Annotated in this window: 14 protein-coding genes; 10 read left to right on the top strand and 4 right to left on the bottom strand. The window is 38.6% G+C overall.

The annotated features are described in order from the left end of the window. The first annotated feature begins 516 nt into the window (after window positions 1-516). A complete protein-coding gene (locus ACHUFQ_RS01545) occupies window positions 517-1,092 on the top strand; it encodes a hypothetical protein (RefSeq protein ID WP_394172331.1) in 576 nt (191 codons plus the stop codon). A 70-nt stretch (window positions 1,093-1,162) separates the two neighbouring features. Here the strand turns inward: ACHUFQ_RS01545 and ACHUFQ_RS01540 are convergent, their stop codons facing one another. Beyond that, window positions 1,163-2,236, bottom strand: coding sequence for a Card1-like endonuclease domain-containing protein (locus ACHUFQ_RS01540; protein WP_394172329.1), 1,074 nt, complete (start codon window positions 2,234-2,236; stop codon window positions 1,163-1,165). Between the two features lie 205 nt (window positions 2,237-2,441). Between ACHUFQ_RS01540 and csm6 the strand changes: the two genes are divergently transcribed. The 8 genes from csm6 to ACHUFQ_RS01500 all read left to right on the top strand — a co-directional run bounded on the left by csm6 (window position 2,442) and on the right by ACHUFQ_RS01500 (window position 12,917). Then, window positions 2,442-3,632, top strand: a complete 1,191-nt coding sequence (gene csm6, locus ACHUFQ_RS01535) for a CRISPR-associated ring nuclease Csm6 (protein ID WP_394172327.1) — start codon at window positions 2,442-2,444, stop codon at window positions 3,630-3,632. A gap of 15 nt (window positions 3,633-3,647) precedes the next feature. Further along, window positions 3,648-5,138: a CHASE2 domain-containing protein gene (locus ACHUFQ_RS01530; protein ID WP_394172325.1), complete on the top strand. Its 1,491-nt coding sequence runs from the start codon at window positions 3,648-3,650 to the stop codon at window positions 5,136-5,138. A gap of 2 nt (window positions 5,139-5,140) precedes the next feature. Continuing rightward, window positions 5,141-5,995 (top strand): hypothetical protein, encoded by an 855-nt coding sequence (locus tag ACHUFQ_RS01525; protein WP_394172323.1) that lies wholly within the window; start codon window positions 5,141-5,143, stop codon window positions 5,993-5,995. Between the two features lie 10 nt (window positions 5,996-6,005). Then, complete coding sequence (locus ACHUFQ_RS01520; protein WP_394172321.1) at window positions 6,006-6,824, top strand: hypothetical protein; 819 nt, start codon at window positions 6,006-6,008, stop codon at window positions 6,822-6,824. Window positions 6,825-6,826: 2 nt separating this feature from the next. Further along, window positions 6,827-10,150, top strand: coding sequence for a CHAT domain-containing protein (locus tag ACHUFQ_RS01515; protein WP_394172319.1), 3,324 nt, complete (start codon window positions 6,827-6,829; stop codon window positions 10,148-10,150). 104 nt (window positions 10,151-10,254) lie between these two features. After that, the gene (locus ACHUFQ_RS01510; protein ID WP_394172318.1) at window positions 10,255-11,550 is read left to right on the top strand and encodes a CHASE2 domain-containing protein; all 1,296 of its coding nucleotides are present in this window, start codon (window positions 10,255-10,257) and stop codon (window positions 11,548-11,550) included. Further along, window positions 11,537-12,325: a hypothetical protein gene (locus ACHUFQ_RS01505; RefSeq protein WP_394172316.1), complete on the top strand. Its 789-nt coding sequence runs from the start codon at window positions 11,537-11,539 to the stop codon at window positions 12,323-12,325. The genes ACHUFQ_RS01510 and ACHUFQ_RS01505 overlap by 14 nt, the downstream gene beginning before the upstream one ends. Further along, window positions 12,312-12,917 (top strand): hypothetical protein, encoded by a 606-nt coding sequence (locus tag ACHUFQ_RS01500; protein ID WP_394172314.1) that lies wholly within the window; start codon window positions 12,312-12,314, stop codon window positions 12,915-12,917. Before ACHUFQ_RS01505 ends, ACHUFQ_RS01500 begins: the two co-directional genes overlap by 14 nt. Window positions 12,918-13,156: 239 nt before the next feature. Here ACHUFQ_RS01500 and ACHUFQ_RS01495 read toward each other — a convergent pair whose 3' ends face one another. Next, window positions 13,157-14,683, bottom strand: a complete 1,527-nt coding sequence (locus ACHUFQ_RS01495; protein ID WP_394172312.1) for a hypothetical protein — start codon at window positions 14,681-14,683, stop codon at window positions 13,157-13,159. Window positions 14,684-15,081: 398 nt separating this feature from the next. On the opposite strand from ACHUFQ_RS01495, the gene ACHUFQ_RS01490 reads away from it, so the two are divergent. Next, on the top strand, window positions 15,082-15,348 hold the full coding sequence (locus ACHUFQ_RS01490) for a hypothetical protein (protein WP_394172310.1): 267 nt from the start codon (window positions 15,082-15,084) through the stop codon (window positions 15,346-15,348). 105 nt (window positions 15,349-15,453) lie between these two features. On the opposite strand, the gene ACHUFQ_RS01485 is transcribed toward ACHUFQ_RS01490, so the two are convergent. Together ACHUFQ_RS01485 and ACHUFQ_RS01480 are read right to left on the bottom strand one after the other, a co-directional pair. Then, window positions 15,454-17,397, bottom strand: a complete 1,944-nt coding sequence (locus ACHUFQ_RS01485) for a hypothetical protein (protein WP_394172308.1) — start codon at window positions 17,395-17,397, stop codon at window positions 15,454-15,456. Then, the gene (locus ACHUFQ_RS01480) at window positions 17,387-20,881 is read right to left on the bottom strand and encodes a hypothetical protein (RefSeq protein WP_394172307.1); all 3,495 of its coding nucleotides are present in this window, start codon (window positions 20,879-20,881) and stop codon (window positions 17,387-17,389) included. Before ACHUFQ_RS01480 ends, ACHUFQ_RS01485 begins: the two co-directional genes overlap by 11 nt. Between the last annotated feature and the right edge of the window lie 85 nt (window positions 20,882-20,966).

Here is a 20,966-nt window from a genome sequence, read left to right as displayed (position 1 = left end):
TTCGTTTTATATTGTTCGCCGTTATTGTTTTTCCATATAACTGACACTCTCGATATACAATCAAGCTTTAAAGCAAAGAATATCGGTTACTAAAAATTCACAGGAATATTACTCACTCGCAATAATATAATCAATAAAACAACTTAACCTTACATAAGCCTCGCTAAAACTTACAACCGATAACAGCGGTATAAATAAAAAGATTTTTTCTATTACAAACAATAAATTAACACTCATTTACACCATCATTTGATGTGGTTTTATCGGTCATCAATCCCCAAAAAATCATGTTCAAAATGTACGCCTATATCAAGGTAAGTATTTTTCTCGTTTGATTCGGTAGGCTTCTTCATTCCTTTTTGCCCTTAAGCCAACTGAAAATTTGATGCATTTTATTGTGTGAAAAGATTCAGCATAAATCACAATGCCCTACTCGTCTGGAACACAAACTTGTGATCCAGACAGGCATTTCTGCACATCGTATAGTGCTTAAGAACTCAATAAAAAGGAGACGTAATGAAGTTAATTATGGGTTTGGCAATATTGATTGGTTCGGTGTGGATGTTTGGCCCAATCGCGTTATTTATAATAGTGCCGTTGGGATTTTTAGGCGCATTATTTTCAGATTTATCACCAAGTACAGGAGCGTCGTATTCAACGACTAAAAGCGCCAGCACTACCTCAGATCCTGATTCTTGGAGCGCGAGCAAAAATACTGGTCAGAATTCGATGTTTGACGATGACTCAATTTATAACATGCACTCGACAAGTAGCATAGACTCAACGAGTTCGATAAACAGCATGAATGATGATTTTCAAGTCAATCCAGCGACCGGTTTACCAATGGTTGGAGGCATTGGTGGGGTGGATGTACAAGGAAATCCTTATGGTACCGATTTACATGACGATCATTTTTCGTCAACCTGTTCAAGCATGCACGACTCTATTCACGATCCAATCTGCTCTTCAATGAGCGTATTTGATGATTCATTTTCCTCATCAAGTTCATTCGATTCAACGGATTCGTTCAGCTCATGTGATTCGTTTTCGGATTCATTTTCATCATCGTGCGGCATGAACGATGATTGGTAATGTCAAAAACAAATGTGATTTCACACAAGCAACTAACACGGGTTGCTTGTGTTAATATTCGTTATCTTTGTTAAGCTTGCTCTATCCAACGTTTCATGTGCGCTTTTAAATTCGGTAAATGGTTTGGGCCAAAGATTTTGATCCCAAGCTCTTCCGCTCGAAGGCTGTCATTACTGCTCACGGGTTTCAGCGATACCAGCGCACCTCTTGCCGAGTAACCACCCATCAGATCTGCTAGCACTTCCAATTGATGAATAATGGATTTAACTTCACCACTTTGATACTTCTTGGTTTTACACTCAACAACGTGCAGTTTATTGTTTGCAAGGAAACACACATCCAATTCATTTCGGAGAGAATCGTTATGGCGCATCACTTCTACGCCCCAACCGATATCTTGGATTGTAGGAAGCTCTTCTCTCAAGTCATCAACCAGCGCAAGCGTTATATATTCTAACCACATGCCCATCCCCATCTTTCGGCATGTTTCATTCGTATAAACTAACTGTTCTTTTTCGTTTTCAATCGCATAGCCTAAACGAATAAGATCGCTGATGAGCCTTTGCGTATCGCCCAAATGATTAGGCAGTTTTCCAGTTACATGGTTTGAGTTCGCTTTTGATGTAATAGCGTTTAATCGACCAAACGCATTACTATAAGCATTCGCTTTTTCTAGCCATTGCTTAAAAATGCTAAAGGCTCTATCTGAATGCACTGATTTAAAATCAATGTATCTAAAAACCTCGGTTTGATAGGCTTGTAAGAATTGCGAAATCTGTATTTTGTCGGCCACATCAACGCTGTCATATAACGTTGGTGCAACCCAGCTTATTCTGTCTTGTGTCGGCTCAACCACATAAACCGGAATATCAAACTCTGAGCAGACATGACTTGCGGTTAGTACAGCTAACCGACTTCCACAGCTGGCGTTAAACACAAGACTGCCTTCCAATCGATTTAACGAGTTAAGCTTTTCTTTCAGCGCCCTACCAAACGTCTCAGACTTGATCTTTTCTTTCACTTCAAAGTATTCCACTTTAATTTTATTTGCAGCTAAAAGTCCTCTTAGCGCCTGTGCTTTTTCAATTTGCAGGTGCGTTCCGACAAAAACAACTTCATCGGAGGGAATTTGACAATCAATCAAAGGCGTTAATGTAAAAATTGGATCATGGTCTAACAGGCAAAGGTGCCTAACAGGCGAAGAAAGTGAGGAAAAATTCATAAAAACAACGTGATTATTTAGTAAAAGACTTGTTACTAAATTGATAATTAAATAGAATGCAAAAGCATTAAATCATAAATATGTACAAAAAACTAATAACAATAATAAAAAATTAAGTTGTATTTTTATGTCTCATTCTCAAAAGGATTTGGGTCCTGAAAGCCACACTTTATTGGCTCTAGTGGGTGGCTCCCCACAAATTATCAGTGAATCTATTTACGCTTTATATGAACAAAAAAATGTACACATAAGTGAAATAAAGATCATCACAACAGCAAAATATAAAGCTCAGGTCTTAGAGACTTATTCTGAAGTTCAAGATAATGGATTAACCATTCTTGAAAACCTCGCCAAAGATTATAATTTACCCGTTTTAAAGGTTCACTCTGCAGATATTTTGGTCCCTACCGATTCATCTGGTACCGCCATTTCGGATGTGAAAACAGAAAGCGAAATGAATGCGGTTGCTCAATGCTTATTAGATAATGTAAAGCACCTAACTAATGATCCGCAAAGATCACTTCATGCTTCTTTGGCTGGTGGACGCAAAACCATGACGTTTTATTTAAGCTATGCGATGAGTATATTTGCTCGTCCGCAAGACACACTTAGTCATGTATTTGTATCTCAACATTATGAAAATAATGATTTTTTCTATCCTACACCCTATTCAAAAAAAATAATATCAAGTAAGCAAATTATTGATGCCCAAAAAGGTAAGGTTACTTTAGCTAACATCCCATATGTTCAATTGCGACCAAGTTTACCAAAACGATTTTTGTCTTCACCTATAACAATGAAAGATACGGAATTAGTCTTTGACATATTAAACCGACCTCTTTCGCTTAAAATCGATATTACTCGTTGTGAGCTAAAGTGCTCCGGGGTCACCATTCAGCTGACCAAAGCCAACATGGCTTTTTATTTGATTATGCTTGATGACCTATTAAACGGTCACGAAGGGTTCGACTGCCCGACTACGGCTGATGAGTCTTTAGCAGTCTTGTATATCGAAAAGCGATTAAAAATAGAAGGTATCGAACACAAACTTGTCAACCTGACTGACGCTATCGAAGTAGTAGAAAATAAATACTTAATATTTAAAGACAACGAAATATCCGGATTAAAACAAGGCTTAAAAAAATCTTTTTTCAATGATCGCAAGAATAAAATAAGTGATAGCTTACGCGCAAAATTACCAGAAAATATAGCCGAGCATTACGACATCGACATCATTAGTAAGGTGAAAAAAGCCGGCTCCACTAAACCATACAATTATTTTGGTCTTAATATCGATAAAGCGGTTGTGCGACTTTAATTTGTAAAATACATAATGAAAATTTATACGTTACTCTACCTAAAAAACTTACTTGTTAAGCCTGAAACCAATCCTACTAAAGTAATTTACGCATTCGGATTTTCATTAATCGTTGCATATTTCCTATCTATTTTATTGTTAGTAAATAAAGACAAGATAAGTTGGGCTTTACCATACGAGCATTGGTTGCAGGATATCATGTTTACGTATTTGCATATTCCTGCAAAAGAAACAATAAATGGTCATCATGATATACCAACATCTGTTATTGCTTTTGATGATTACTCATATCAAAAAACGGGCCGTCCCAGCCAAATTCCAAGAGAAGAAATAGCAAACATCATAGCTTCACTAACTGACGGCAAAAGCCCTACGAAAAATGCTAGGTTTCTAGCATTAGATATTGATTTATCGGCTAACTCTAGTGGTTTAGTGACTTCTTTTTCACGTCACGATGAGAAAATATCATCTGCATTAAAGGGAACTGAAGCTAGCCAATTACTGGTCTTCCTTTCTCGCTCATTTGCTTACCCCATTGAGTTGAATAATGCTCAGCAAATAGCCTCAACAAGAAGCAACAATAAACTACCTTATTGGGATCCTGCTTGGATAGACAGCTTAGTCGAAAATCAAAACAACGTATTTTTCACCTCAACAAATTATCTCGCCTCTTCCGATGCGGTAAGAAGAAAGTTCAGCCATAGCGAGTTCGTTTGCAAGAATGACGTTATACATTGGATACCAGCTATGTCGTTGTTGCTAGCAAGCGCAAAATTAAACGAAGAAAAGCACACAAACAAAGAAATAATCGAGCATTTAGAAAGCCAAATAAACCTTATTAATGAGCAAGTAAGTCAAGTTAAATGCAGCGATTTTGAAAAGCGACCAAAATTGACTTACGAAAGCTTTTGTAAATTAAACAATCAATGTATTGAATCTTTTCAATTAGATATAGAAGGTTTGCACAACGTTCATTTAACTTCAGAATTTAGCCGTTTTTATTTTGAGACATACCCTCCTGAAAAAGGCACTCAAAGCAATATAAGAATGTTTTCAATGAAAAATGTCAATGAAAGTGGATGGTACAACCAACTTCCTATTTCCTCAACGCTCTTATTAGGTGCTACTTATACGAATTCTCAAGATTATCATTCCGTTCCAGGATACCCCGTGACCATACCTGGTATATATCTCATTGTTAATTCAACAAGCTCTATAACTAAGTATCCAAGTCAGCAACATGCGCCACTGTTGGTGCACGCAATATTTTACCTTTGTTTATATTTAGTTTTATTTGGCTTGTTCTTAAAAAGTGAATCTAGCCTTTTCAGTTTGATAGCTATTCCTGCATTACTAGCATTGCATCTTGCAGTTTCCATTTGTGTTAGTCATTGGGGATATCACTTTATTATATTCATTCCAGAAACCATGATAAGCGTCTTAATTTTGGTTTTTGATGTTATCCCTATAGCCACTTCATATATTTCAAAACGTTTTAGAGAGTAATCATGATAAAAAAAATATTATTAAGCTTAAGTGCTTCAGTTTTATCGCTAAATTCACTCGCTTGTGAGAGTGTCGCATCCTTGACCCCATTTGATGAAGTTACAGTCTCAACAATAAAGATAAAACGGAGTAACCCTGAAACCAACTTACCTAAATATGAATTTTGCGAAGGCGATGTTGTCTCGACAAATAGTAAAACAGAATTAGCCATTAGATATTTTGATTCAATTTCTCTTTCACCATTAACGGAAAATAATCCGGTAATCATTGAAACTATTAAAGATTGCGGAGCAATGTGTGGTGTAAAAAAACTGCTGTTGTCATTTATTGCGCCTAAAACTGAAACTACAGTGCAAGCAAGACATAGAGGTGAAGGGTCAGATACCATTGCTTCTATAGTGCTACCGTACAGTTTCGGGGAAGGAAACAAAGAACCGTTCTATATTGATTATTCAAGGAAAAATTTAGAAATTATATGGCAAGCAAAAAAAGCTACTTATAGTGTAACCCTGTCTCAATCTGATAAATCAATTTCAAAAACAGTCAATAGTATGGCTACCAATTTTGATATCTCAGAGTTTAATAAAGATGAACTTATTACCCTTGAGATCAAAGGAGATACTCAACTTCTAACAAAAAATATTTCTTACGCAAACATTCCAGAAAACTCGCCAGCTAATGACTCTGCTCAGCTCGGGTACTTGATAAACCTTCTATTAGATGGCGATAAAAATTGGTCACTAGAAGTGCTAAATCGACTATCCACAGCATCAGAGCCTGAATTAAAAGTTTTATATAACCAGCTAGCCACTGACAGTAATTTTTTAAACACACTAATTTACTCTACAACAGAATAAGGAAAACTTAATGAGTACAATCTTCAAATCCATTTTATTATCAATCTGCTTTGCATCGCTTATTGGCTGTGTTAGTACCAAACCTGATCCTGTACCAGTTTCACAAATCAATAAATTGGAAGACAATCTATTAAATGCAATTGCTGAACATGGGATTATAAGTGAAGAGTATAACGAATCATTCAAGGCATTTTTTAACGCTGTGGCTACATTAGAAGATTCAAATTATGCCTTTGCTCGTCAAGACCAAGCTCTCGAGAATATCTATCAGTATCACTTAATGGAATTTGGTCCTGAGCACGAATTGACAACACGAACAGAAAGTTTTTGGAAAAAAATCCAATGGGCACATAAGTTTGCGAAACGTGCAGAAAAACACGATAAGACTTTATTTACAAATAGTGAACCAAGTGAAGACGAATTATATTTAATTGAATTAAGCCGAAAGTCTTTCAACTTGAATCTTGAAGCTTACCGAAAACAAGAAAAGCCATTCATGCATACGGGAGACTTTGGTAACGGCACTCAATACAGCTACGATGTAGGCTATAACGAAACCTTTTCGTCCGGAAAGGCACTGATGGACCTCTATAAGCGTATTGGTGATGAAGAAAAAATCAGAGAAGTATCATCTGAACTTATGGCTGTTTTGAAAGAGAAGAAAGGGGAACAAGACAAAGGGGTTCTTTTGCTTGCAACTTTAATCGAAGATTTAGATGAGCGCTCTGGTTATATAAAAAACTCAGCGAATGGACTCTCTTTATCACAAAATTCATTGGACAAGATAGTAGACTCTTTTAAAGAGGAAGCTGAAGAGCTGGTATTCTAAAAATGCCCTTATCATCATTTTTAGCTCGAGCATATCTTACAGCAGCGCTTGCCATTTTCTTATCTGGCGTTCCAGCGTTTGCTAGCGGTATTCTTTCAAATAATGATTTGGCTTTTAAGGAGCTGTTTCAAAATTGGAAAGCTAATGAAGAAAAATTTGGTGATAAGGACAGTAGAACACTAAAAAGTCTTTTTATATTGGCGTCATCTGAAAAAACTGCACGCCGATATAAAAAGGCTGCAGTTCATTTTCAATTATTGTTTAACCTACTCAGCAATAAGGGGGAAAATGTACAAAAGACTCTAATTAAAGTTTCTCAACAATTAATTGAAACATACCTTGCATTAGGTCAAAAGGAAAATGCTTACAAAACATCCGAGTCGCTTATAGATATACAAGAAAGCATTGGACTTAAAGATTACTCATATTATTACACCCTATATTCAGCTTCAGCCTATCTTCTCGATAACTACATGCCCAAGCAGGCTAAACAATATCATGACATTATAATTGCAGATCACGAAAATCAGGTATCAGAAAATATAGAACAACTATACCGATCCGTTAAAGCTGCTCAAATTGAAATTATGGTACTTGAAAAACAGTTTGATACCGCAATTGAGAGCGCAAACTTGCAATTAACTTTACACGCAAATGATACAAGCAAGTTTTCATACTCTATAAAACAGTACTTAAAATCAATAATAGCATTAGCCCATATATACAAAGGTAATGAGCATGAAGGGTTTGAATTATTAGATGCGTTACTATTTGAGAAAATAGAATCCTCAAGTGGCGCTCTTTCTCAAGTAGCTCCCAATATTGATGAGTACATTGATTTAAATGTGCATTATTTTCGACAAAATGCTTTAGATTCAATATTTAGCAAATTAAATGCATTGGCCTTAAGTTATAACAACCATTCATTGACATATTTAGAGTTACGACTGCGCTATAACGAATACCTGCTCAATAAGGGAATGTATGATACAAGTCTAGCGATAGGCAGAGAGCTATATAGCAGTGCATCTAGAGCTTACGGTTTTAATTCTGACATCACAATTAAATCACAACACCAATTAGCCAAAAGCTACTATGCCTTAGGTCTAATTGATGAAAGCGTTGATTTGCTCAAAAAGGCCTTAAAAGAAGCAGCTCTGCAAAAGCAAAAATTTTCAACATTATATGTAAACCTTCATTTGCTTTTGGCTAATATTTATAATGAATCAAATAGAGTGTTAGATGCACAAACTCATATTAAGATTGCGCACGCTCATGCCGAATCTATTTTATTCAACCCGCCAATTAAAGAGAAAGTACTCGCGTCATATCTTGCTATCATGGCATTAGAGATAGAAAACAAACAGCCCTATATAAATCAAGCTAAACAGAGTGCAGAGCTAACGAATGACTTGAATATATTGCTATCTTTTCTTAGCTTTGGAAAGGCGGTGAACTCAGACTCTTTAATAAACAATATTATTGAAAAACTTGAATACATTTATCACAACAATTCAATATCAACAAAACAAAAAGCACATTTAGCTCAGGCTTTGGCAGAACATTTTTATGATATGAATTATTTTAAAAAGGCAAAAGAGTACTATATAGCCCTTGAATATCTGGTAGAAAAGTCACTTCACCAAACGACAGCATTGTTTGACGAACACAAGGTCGGCCTGTATAGCCAATATCAGCCTAGCTTTGACAAGCTATTCAATATTTACCGGAAAAACAACAACGTTGAAAGTGCTTTTTTACACATAGAAAAGCACAAAAGCCTTCTTCTAAAAGATAAGCTAATTAATAAAATAACCCTGGAACAAGCCAAGCTTTCCGATAGTGAAAAGCAAGAGATAAATGCCTTATTTAGCCAGAAAGAGGCAATTACTAATGAGCATTTATCAATATTACAATCTAGCAAGCTAGAGGAAAAAGTTAGGGATAGAAAACTTTCAGCGATAACGAAGAAATATCTTGAAACCGACACGGAACTGAATGAACTAAAGAAATTAATCACTAAAGTTGATAGTTCAGTATTAAATGAGCACGAGTCCACAGCTTACATTGTTTCCAAGTCAGACATTAATCTCGCGGCGTTAGAGTCGGTATATATTAGCTTCCACTTTGACGAGAACCGATTATTTAGCTTTGTAAAGAAACCTAATCAACCTGTTATAACTCAATCTGTTGATAATAGTGTCGCCATAATTAATACAATCAAGTCGTATTCTATGTTTTTGGCATCAGGCTTATCGCTGAAAGATTACACTCGAGAAAATAACGCACAGCTTTGGAAAACCAAGTCTAATGGTTTCGTATTTTCGAATAACAAACCTGAAAACACACATCGAATTAAAGACAGGGTCCTTAATATTAAACAGCTCCAAAAATATTTGGCACAAAAGTTACTATTCCCTATATGGGAGCATCTAAAAAATGAGAAAAACGTTATTTTTTCTTCCGATAATGCGTTATCCCTCCTTCCGATAGAAACACTTCCTTCACCAGATGGAGCTATTTTCCTCTTATCTCATAATGTCAGTTATACCCCGTCACTATCTATATGGAATTTAACTATTGAAAGAGAAAAGTCTCAATCTAGAGGGACAAGTAATGATATATATGCCGTTGGCAACCCTAATTACAGTATTAAAAATCAATCCTGCTCAGTTAATCTCGCCAATGAACAAAGAACTGATACTCTCAATAGAATAGCGAGTACAAGGGGATTGAATAGAGATGAGCTAGTCTGGTGTGATTTACCAGGAAGTGCACGAGAATTATCATTTTTGAAAAAACATTTTTCAAATACTAACAGTACATTCTTAGATAGAAATAATGCCTCTGAATTCCAAGTAAAAAAAGATAATAAATCAAATTTCCTTTCTAGATACAATTATATACATTTTGCCACTCACGGTTATTCTGATGAAAACACACCTCAAAATTCATCCATTATTTTAAATCAAGACGATCAATTTAACGATGGTTATTTAACTGCGTCAGAAATAGCTTCTTTAAAACTTCAAAGTGAACTTGTCGTTTTGTCTGCCTGCAGTACCGCATCCAACCCGATAAAGCCAGGTATGGGGATAAGTGGCCTACCCTATTCATTTTATGTGGCCGGTAATCAAAGTACTCTAATGACATTGTGGGCAGTAGATGATGAAGCAACTGCAATTTTAATGGATATATTTTATCGAAAAGTATTGAAAGGAATAAAACCTAGATTAGCGATTAATGAAGCTAAGAGAGAGCTTATTAATACTGAAAGATATAGTAATTCATATTTTTGGGCTCCGTTTATATTTTACGGCGTTTAAAAAAATCACTGTTATCAAATGTTCTAAATACTAAGTATTAATCAGCAGACGTAAAGACTAAAAAACACACAACGAAACAAAAATTAAAAGGTTATAAAAAACAAATGAACAGAAGTTTATTTCGCTCACATAAGTTAAAGTTCAATACTGTTTATATATGTGTGGCCGTGTTAATTTGGGCCGCATTGACCATATTTGCTAAACAATTACCTATATTTAAACAAATACAATTTAATTACACGGACTTTATATTAGATGCAAGTCGCTTTATTAAGCATCAAATAACTAGAGGTGAAGATAATAAATATAATAATTTTGCCGTTCTAACAATTGACTATGAGACTTATAAAAACTGGAAAAAACCTTTAATCACTCCTCGACATGAAATTGCCAAAATCGTTCACAACCTTAGCCTAAAAGGCGCAAAGGTTATTTATCTAGACTTTTCGTTTTTAAGAAATGAACAAGGATTGGTAGATGTTTTTTCAGCTGAGCAAGACCTTGCTTTATTAAACTCAATTGAAAAAGCTTCAAAAAACTCACTAGTGATTTTGAATTTACCAATGGTTAGAAGTAATGAGCTGCAATTGCCTTCTGTTCCTGAGGTATCCATTTTCCAACAATTAAAATCAAAAAATATAGTTTGGGTGGATCATTATTTGCCAGTCTTTGAAGACGCTAAAGTTAGAGAGTATAGATTAGGGTCTTTAGTTTGCATTAATGGCAAGATTCACATTGTTCCTTCAGCCCCCCTAGTTTTATCTAAAGCAATAGAGACCCCGAATCTAGTCGCGAGAGAGTATGTTCCTGATGAGACCTCATTTAAATGTTCAGAATTAAGACACTTCTCTAATGAACAATTTGAAAAACTTCAACGACATAACCCTATTCATTTTTCTGTTGGGCAAAATTTTGCAGATAAAGCAGGTGCTATGCCAAACAAAATTCCACTTTCAGACTTTCTTTTTGATTTAGAGTATCAAGAAGACTTAATTGAAATTCCGAGCGTTGTACTTTTAGGATCTGAAGTTGATAGACTAGACATCCATCCAACCGCCCTTGGTTATGAGCTACCAGGAATTTATCTGCTTTTGCATGCAGCATTAAGCCATAAAGAGCAATCTATTGGGGAAATATTCTATAAATATCTGATCTCTTTTATGTTGCTTTTAACCGTCGCATTTGGTCATAAATTTTTAAAATCAAAATCCTCTACTTCATTGTCAGAACATGCTTTCCATCAAAGCTTCTTTTACTTTTTGATAACAGTAGTCATATTCATAGGCACATTAACTTTTATTCCATTAATCATACCACTATGGGCTTCCGTTGCACTGAGCTATAGAACCACTATTTATATCTTTAAAATTCTACCTAAGGATTCATATGCACCGTTTTAATTGGCTGTTATATACAGCACTACTTACAATATCACTACCTACTTTTGCATCCGATAATTGCACGGTCGTGGGCAGTGCCATATTAACTAAATTTGAAAAAAAAATAAAATCCCGCCTGGTGAGTAAACAGTTTGGTAGAGTCAAACTAACAGAAAATCAATCATTCGACGTTTGTAGTGATGATCGCATAATCGTCGCTCGAAATGAGGAAGTCCGATTAATGTATAAAGGGCAGGAAGATGACCTTACTATAAATGGTTTTCAGAGTTATCAAGTTAAGGAACCATTTGGAACCTGGCAGTATTTGTCGAGCCTTGTTGCACCAAAGTTATCCAAAGATAACGCCAGTTTTTCGTCGAAAGAAATGGCTACAAGAAACGATGAAAAAAAAATTAGCATAAATGGAATTGATATCGACCAAAAGAACTTCTTACTTCTCAATAACCAAGAACGCTATGAGCTATCGCTTAAGAATGTGAGCTACCCTGTAACAGCGATCATTCAATCGGCGAGTGGAAATACCATTGAAAAAGAAATTACAGAATCTGAGTTATTCATACTTCAATTCAAAAATGACCACCCTTTCCAATCTTACGACATATCCCTTGTCGATTATGCTCAGAAAAGTGTGAGTTTTTCCGTCTCATATCAAGGCATATCAGGATCGATGGAAGAGCTTCCAACTGACAAGCAAAAACAAATTTGTGAATACATGAAAAACCATACACTTTGGTTACTACTACATACGGTAAAATGCTCTAATGAAAATACTTAATATAATTATACTAATAACCATAAGTTTAATGTTACCAGGCTGTAATTTAGCTCCAAGTTATTACAAGCACTGCAAAGATGAATGGAACGAGTGTGCTATAACTGAATTTGAAAAGCACGGGGCGTATAATAATAAACGCCCTATGACAGAGTTGAGTTCTTGGGGGGACGGATCTGAATTTAATGGCAAAATGACTTTTTATAAAATCTGTAAAGCTTATATCGAAACCAAACGATACGCAGCGGCAGAAAACTGCATTGCAAATTATGAAGATTATATATCTACGTTCATAAAAAATCCTAAAGTCGACGACTACTATATAGAGAAGCTTCCACAATATCTTAAGAAAAATAAAGGGCAATTGGCTTTAGCATATAACGATTTCAAATCGGCGTTAGAGTATTTCAAAGATTTCGAGGATTTATATTCAGTTAAGTATTCGGCAATAAGTGCCACAATCACGAAAAATAATGCTCTATACAATGAAAAGCTCGCGATAATGGAAGAGCGTTGGAAAAACATTGAACCAGACAGTGTATATTTTTTCAACGAACATAAACATGCGCTAATTGATTCGTCTAGTGGGACATAACGCCATAACCTGTTGATTTACCGATAAATCCACATCTATGTTAGCCAACCGCTTAGCCAGTTTCGATTTTACGACCAGCGTTTTACAACCGACCACAGAAGCATGATTTGTGAAACCCGGTTCTCGATGGTTGCGTGAATGAGCCGGGGGTTTGCGGGGAAGGCGTGGGCAAAAAGCAAACCGTTACCTTGAGCGGTTGCTTTTTTGCGGACTGCCATAGCGACGTTAATCGAGATATTTTACTCTATAAAGCTATCATCTAACTTTCTATTCAATGGTTGAGTATGTCCCTGATAGCGGTTCCTAAGTGACGCTAACTCTTTATTTCGTTCAACCATAGATTTAGACACATCATGCTCGATAAGTGCATAAAATTCCTTCTTAAGAGATTTTTGGAGATCTTCCAGTCCCCCCCCCCTTTTAATAAACGTATTTAAGTAATCAATCGGCGTTGTGTGCTTTTGACTGGAGGATTGGAAATTTTCAAAAGCGTCTGGCAGTGTTTGTTTCTCCATCAATGGAACGAAGGGAATAATTTCTTTCAGTTCATTTAGCCTTTTTACAGGTAGCTTAAATTGCTCAGAACTCGCTATCGTTACCAAAAGCTTTTCGAATACTAACCGTTCATCTTTAGCCGACGGAGAACCGAACTCTACCAAATCAGCAAAGGAAAAAGACCTAGACCAACCAGATTCAAGATGTTCAAAATATGAAAAATATACGTGGCGAACATCGCGTTCTAGATCAATCAATGACTCGCCACTCCAAGGGGTTAACAGGTTAAACAGGTTTGGCGCGTTTGTGAATAGCCTTCCAGACGCACTCGAAACATAACCATAAAAGCCAAGATCCATTAATTGACTTTTTTCAACTTTTTTCCCCTCCCAAACGGCGAGATAAATCTCTAGCTCGTGTCGACACTCGTTCGGAAATTGCTCTTTCCACTGAACCCATAGAGACTGTAACACGTGCAGTTTTGTCCTAGGGAGTAGCTTTGTCGTCACCCATGCCCATTGCTCATCATCAGCACCACCATTGAGCATCTGCGGAGGGAAGTGCATCTCCTTAAGACAATCAAAAAGCTGGACTTGAAAATTCACTGGAAGGATCGCTTTAAGAAATATACCCAACATGTGGTCATGACGAATATTTTCCAGCTCCTTGGCGGCGATTTGCCATTTACTTACATGCGTTAAATACGCAGTTTTCGCTAACTCATAATTTTGCTGAAGCAATTCTTGCTCGTACAAATGAGCGTGCAAACCGTAAGCTTCTATTTTGTCTAATTCATTATCAAACTCCAGTTCGCCGACGTCAAGCGGGGGTAGCGTTTGAGGTTTTCTTTGGCTTGCTAAGAATGCATTTTGTCTCTGAAGGCGTTGGTTATTTATCTCTAAAATGTCGATCTTTGCACGAAGCTTCATCATCATTTTATTTTTCTTGATCGGGGCAATATAAGGTGCCAATTGTTGTGGGAGGTAGGCTTTGAGTAATTCACCAACGTAATAATCCTTCTCTTTTTCTGTCAAAGGAAATGAGTCCAATAGAGGCTTTATATCTCTTAACGGCAACTTTCTTGGGTTTGAGGTCGAAATCACATCTGAAATCTTGCTCACACCACCAACACTATGGTGCGTAGGTGAATTTTTTTTCATCCTTTCAATCAACTGAGCTCTGTTGATTTTGTACTTGAGCATTAAGCTTTTGATCAGTTCACCAGGTGATATTTCCACTAAACTGTTTGCTTCAAGAATTTTGTTATTCATTCCAATCTCCATACTAAAAACTCTCCCTATCATACAGAAAACCCAACCAACCAAAAGACTCAAATTTGAGTCTTTTTATTCGGAAAGACTTTGGTTATCTTCAAGCTCAACTTGTCAAATTAAAGGTTACTTATGTATTCGAAACATGCACTTATACGAATGAAACAAAGAGGCGTTACGATATCAACCGTTGAAGCGGTGATGGACTTTGGACGTGAATACCAATGCCGCAAAGCGATCATTTATCTCGCGACAAATTCTACTATCGATAGAATGAGACGCTACGGTGTTCCAATGAGCCAAGCGGAGAAATGCAAAGGGATCTACGTCGTCTATTGCGGTGGATGCATAAGAACCGTTGCGCACTGCACAAATCGTTTTAAGCACTAGGAGATGTCATGATCAAGCACCTTGATAACGAGACCATTCAACAATTACAGCGTCTCAAAAATGAATTGAGCCCTAATAAAAGAGCCAAGAACTCTTATACTGAGCGGCGACAACCTCATTCATCACCGGCACCTAAACAACGGCTTTTGAGTGAAAATCGCTCGCTAATTGGCTGCAAAAATGCGCGTAAAAATGAAAACAATTGTTGCCACAAAGCCCTACTAAGATCCTTAACAAGAAAAGGGTTGGGACACCAAACTGCGACCGGTTACTAGCCTCCCATCAAATTAGCTGAATTCACCGCAGTAGCTTCGATTTACCGTCATCAGCAGATCCTTGTTTATATTAAACACCAAAATCTGTTGTCCTAAGGCCCGTGTTCAACCGAACGCTTTATCCTGAAACGCTCTTAGGTATTTGAATGGGAAGGGTAATACGGTTGAACCTTGGTGCTTCACAAAATAGGTCTGCATCAATGCCAGACACGTTGCCTTTAAGTCCGGCGTACCTTCCAGGTATCGAATATGATTGAATTGTCCTTTGGAAAACTGAAAATTACCGGACTCCATGCCAGAAAAATATACCGACTGGTCTGCATCATAAAAATGTCCTGTAAAAGCTGTGAGATAATCATTTTGCTTGCCGGTTAATGACGCTTTAAGCAACACCCCCGTTTCCTCATAATATCCATCAAACAACGACTTTTCGTCCTTTGAACGATACGAGAGCTTCACTTCACGAAAATCCTCGCTGAAAAAAAACGTCTTTAGAGGGTATCGAGAAAGCAGGTCGGCCAACTTCCCTGTGGTATCGGTTTCCTTGGGATCGTTTGCCAGCAAATAACGTTCAATGTATGCCCGACTCATTCCCTGTTTCTGCCCTTGTTCAAGCGCGTGCAGCTGCTCAGAGAGCACGGTGGCATCGGGTATAACCGCAATTTGTTCATGCACGATAGTGCATACTGATGGTTCCTTGGCCGAGACATCAATGACATAATGCAAAGTTTCAAAAAATTGTGCTTTCTCCGGTAATACGATGTTGCGCTCATCAAAATAATACACATCTTGCGCTTCGTAACGCATCCTGCCGTTTTCACATTTTAAAATGTGATATAAGTCCTCTTGGCCTCGTTTTCTCTCTACCGCGACGAACCATAACTTTCCTGGCACGGCATTGAGTAAAAATTGCTCCTCTAAACATTCGATTTTTATGGCCAGTTCTTTGATGCAATTGCTTAATGCCGATTTTAACCCACCGCCTCTCAATTGAGACAAATTACCATTATAGATGCTTTGTGCCGCATTAAACCGCTGATAAAGCGCTGGTTTGGGATCGGCCATTTCCTTCTGTTCATAGTCTGATTTTGGATCGAGTACGATCAAAGTGGGCTTTTCCGAACTCGCATTATCCGCACTCACGTAACTAACGTCGACTGGCCAGTCAAAAGCGGTCAATTTATCCCTGGCTGCTGATTTTAACGACACATCGATGATCTGTAGCCCGCCGCGGAGGTTAATAAGCTCATAGATCCTCTGATATTCCCGGTTGATATCAGCCTTGCTAAATGACTTGTATTCATCGGCGACAATTTCCTTTAACGTTAGAACAATCGCACCATCAAATGTTCGGTTAAATTGCTCCACAAATGCATAAATGGCGCCGGTTCGTGAACGACGTAATGATGACTCTTTGTGCTCCGAGATATTAATGGCCTGCGTAGTATATTTACCTTTTCCGGGGCTGAATTCGATGAGTGCTCCTTTTGGATCCCGAACCAGTTTCGCAGCCCTTTCATCAAATCGAAATTTCGGCGAATACCGTTTCTTATTCTCATTCCATACGATATCAAGCGGCGAAAACGTTTTGCCATGCAAATTGATAAAAAGACTGTTTAACCGCTTGGAAAAGCTCATCTCAAAGGCTACGGCTTTGTAGACCTGATGCTCATAAAACGTATCGACGTCGATGAAATAGTATGCCTCGCCAAGTCCATAAAAAAAGCCGTGGTTATCGGATTTACCCGTAGCACGAGTCAGTAATCGTCCGATAAGAATATCGTCACAGTCGACAAAAGCTTTGGACACGAATGAAATGTTGTCTGAGTTTTTCGGCTGGTCTGCTCCTTTATCAAGCAGCACATAATATTTCTTGCTGTGGCGGATGAGCACAATCGGCTGCGCTAATGCATCGACCTCTGCCATCAACTTTGGGTAATTTACGTTCGCATTCAACGAAGCCGTTCGCGCTTCATACAAATCAAACTGTTGCTCTAAGGCACTATGGTTGATTGTCATCTCTACCATGGTCGTGAAACTATGCGCCATGCGATTTGCCTCCTTGGCAATTGTTTAAGTAGGTGATAAGGGTTTGAAATGGCTTACTGTGGTGTATTTGTCCGTCGTTATTTAAGACCCCTGGCACTTCGATAATATCCGCTACCTCGATAGCGGATGCACGTAATGCGTTGTCACGCGCACTATCAAAATACGAAGCCTTGAGAGTTGTTGTGCCATCATAAAGCGAATTGATATACACCGCTTGTATCTGCTTTCCTTCAAACGCCAACGCCTTAGAACCCCTGACGTCTCCAAGCTTCTTCAAGCACCGTGTTAAAGTGTCGTCTCGATGCAAACACGCTAACTCCAGATCCCAGTGCTTAGCGTCGACAAGCAAAATACGATCGTCAACTTCAATGAATCCGTCAAACCATTCACACATGCCCGCTGGCATAGGCGATACCGCAAAACCATGATGCGCTACAAGCGCAAATATGGCTTCTTCCCCCAAGGCTCCCAAGTAGATATCAAACATTGCTGGTGCGAGAACGTGTTTTCCACTGGCAAATGATGTCGCATACCCAAGACTTTCAAAATGCGCATTAACCACCGGATTTCGCATGAGCAGCTCTAATCGTGACGATGATCCTGAAACTTCTCTTAAGGAGTTAACGTCAACTGGATCGACATTAATTTGTAAGACACCACCGTCGTCAGGTTGCAGAAGTTGATATCGATATAGACCATTGTTTTTAACGTGCAAATAATATCTAGCCGTTTCTCCTTGGGGCGGCTCCTCAAGCACGGGGGCGCGCAGCATCATCTCTCTAATACGCTGATACTGACCAATCGCATCGATATTTTGATGCTGGTATACGCTGGTGATCAGGCGGTTGATATGGGCGAAATTTCGGGTGGCTTTTAAGCTGTAACTGTTCTCCCTGATCTTTGTTTCTATCTTGGGACAATGCAATCTCGCATGGTCTACCAAGGCTTTATACTCATGAGATAACAAGGATAAATCGCGCTTATCTGATGCCAATAGTTTTACAAATTCATTGTCTGAGTCGAACATGATCGTGATGTGTTGTTGCTTCCATTCGGTGCGGCACATTCGCCCTAACGCTTGTTCAACCATTCGAAAAACACCGTAGCGATAATCATCGGTATCCTTATAAACACGGATCAAATTAACGTGAGGCGAATTCATACCCATTTGAGGCCGAATGCATTTCTTCAACATTCCTTTTGCGTCTTTGGCGGTCAAGTACCCTTGTTCATGTAACATGAGTACATCGTGTATGTTGTGTTTTCGAGCGAGGGCGTTATCTTCAGGTGCTTGCTCTGGAGTGAGTAACGCGCCGATCATATTTTTTGGTTGTTCGAGGTAGATAGAATCAATATCACCTTTAGATTGTAAAGGTTCGATATCTTTGGGCCCTACATATACCAAGTCATGTTCATCAGCCAACGCATACGTTGGTGAGATCCCTGCCCCGGTTGCTTGATAATTTGTGATCACGGCGATTTTTTCATTGCTCGTTTCAAGCGCGTCGATGACCGTTGCAAACGTCCCGTCTCGAAAGGACGCAGCATTAATGTTTGCAAACACCCTAATGTTTATGGTGGTACCATACCAGTGGATAAAATCCCGCAATTCATCCGTCTTGATGGTGATGTTCAGCATGCAAAAATGGTATCGATTCGTTGGATGCTGGCTAAATCGGTATAGCGAATCTAACACTTTATTAAATCGATTGATGGTAAATTCCAAACGAGCATGCTGTACGTTGAACATTGCCGCAAGCTTAGTTTCTATGACAAATGCTTCGAGGTTTTCACCTTGCCAGGCGGCATAAAGCTGCCTGATATCGACCGCATCACTGCGCTGTGAAATGGGGAGACATTCAATGTCGACCCCACATTGTCGATATCGCCGCTTCGCAAGATATTCAGCCTGAATTCGCTGTTTTTCCTCCTCATTCAGTTGAATGAATCGTGTAGTTAACACCCTTTCTAAGTACCTTAAATCAAAATTGTGGATAACAGAGGGGCTATCCGCTGTTGCGCTGATCCCGACGATTTTTGCGCCCGATTGCACCCAAGATGCCAATAAACCTGTTGCCGTGATGGCTAAATCAAACGTTTTCGCTGTTGCCGTGTCATCCGAGTCGTTGTTTTGCGATATGTTGGTTAATTCAAATCCTTTACTGTGGAACGAATACGTTTCACTGTCGTTGCTCACCCTAAAAACAAGGCGTGATAAGAGCAATGCTAATATTGTGTGCGTCTGATCTTTTAGGCCTATCGAATTTAAGATTTTTACAACCAACTCTTCAGAGGACAACGCAGGATTTCCTGCCAACACTAAATTTTGGCGAACAATATTGACAGACTTGAGCATGGCTAAGCTAAATTCACGGATCAATTGCCCGCCGGCATTGATAAAACTCGATGCTCTCCTTTCCCCATGTTCTCCTAACGTATGACACTTTAAATCGGTATCAATATTTGATTTCAACTCATCCCTATTAAAGTTTGCCGCATTCAAGGACATCCTATCCGAGAATAGAGAAAACAAGCGTTGTTCACTCAAACTGTCCTCAGTGATTGCGGCTGCTTTGATGCTGGGACGCAACGCAACATGCCAGCGCTTTGAAAAGTCACCTAACTTACGGCGAAACTTGTCAAAACACTCATCAACGCCTTTAAACAGGGAGCTTTGTTCGATTTCAAAGCTGTCAAAGCTTGCGAAAATTCTGCGTGAAAGTTCAATGATGTCAAAATCAGAGGGTTTGTCTAACAAGTGCTTGATAAACTCTTCTTGTTGTCTGTCAAATTCATCCAGGATCATCAATGAATTTGATAACAAGTCACTCACGCGAACCGAGCGTTTTTGACCATGCCAAGGGTGTAAAAGCTTGGCTGTGGTCATAAACAAAACCTGAGTCGCATCCGGATCAATACGATTGGCTGGGAACAATATATTTAAGGTATGTTTCTGCGCGTTTGTTGTCGGCGTGATATACCGAAAGGCATGTCGCAATTGAGAATAGGTGCGCTGAACCAGATCCCGTATCTGCGGCTCAATCACCTTTTTATTGGCTGCCCCTTGCACGTCGTTAAACCATTGTAATTGGCGCAGGCTCTGCTCGATTTTTTTTCTCTCTTTCGGGATCAAGTCGAGAAGGCAAGACCATTGCTCCGGGTTGATTTGCGCCAAAGACGTTTCCTGAGACGGCAATAAAATGACATGGTTTAGTAACTCACGTTTTTTCACGGGTTCTATCGTCGCGTCATTCGCAAGCAATGCCAACACATTCTGGTAAGCCTCTTTTACATTCTCTCTCGAGTTTGTTGTATAAATTACCGTTTGGCCGGAATCCTTAATCAAATGGCGTGCCATGGTTCTCTCAGCCTGATACGTTTTGCCGATCCCGGTTTGGGCATTAATGGTAAGAAAAAATCCCCCACCTAACGGACTCATAGGCCCCGCGTAATGCTGATAAATGTCGAATAATGCGCTGTTCATACGAATCGTGCTTACCTGTATCGTTTGCTGTTATGGAAATTATGCGTGGTGGCAGGCTCTAGTGCTGCGATAACATTACAGCGTT

The sequence above is a fragment of the Thalassotalea litorea genome (assembly GCF_043642205.1).
GTDB lineage: Bacteria > Pseudomonadota > Gammaproteobacteria > Enterobacterales > Alteromonadaceae > Thalassotalea_A > Thalassotalea_A litorea.
This window is presented reverse-complemented; position numbering and strand designations above follow the sequence as displayed.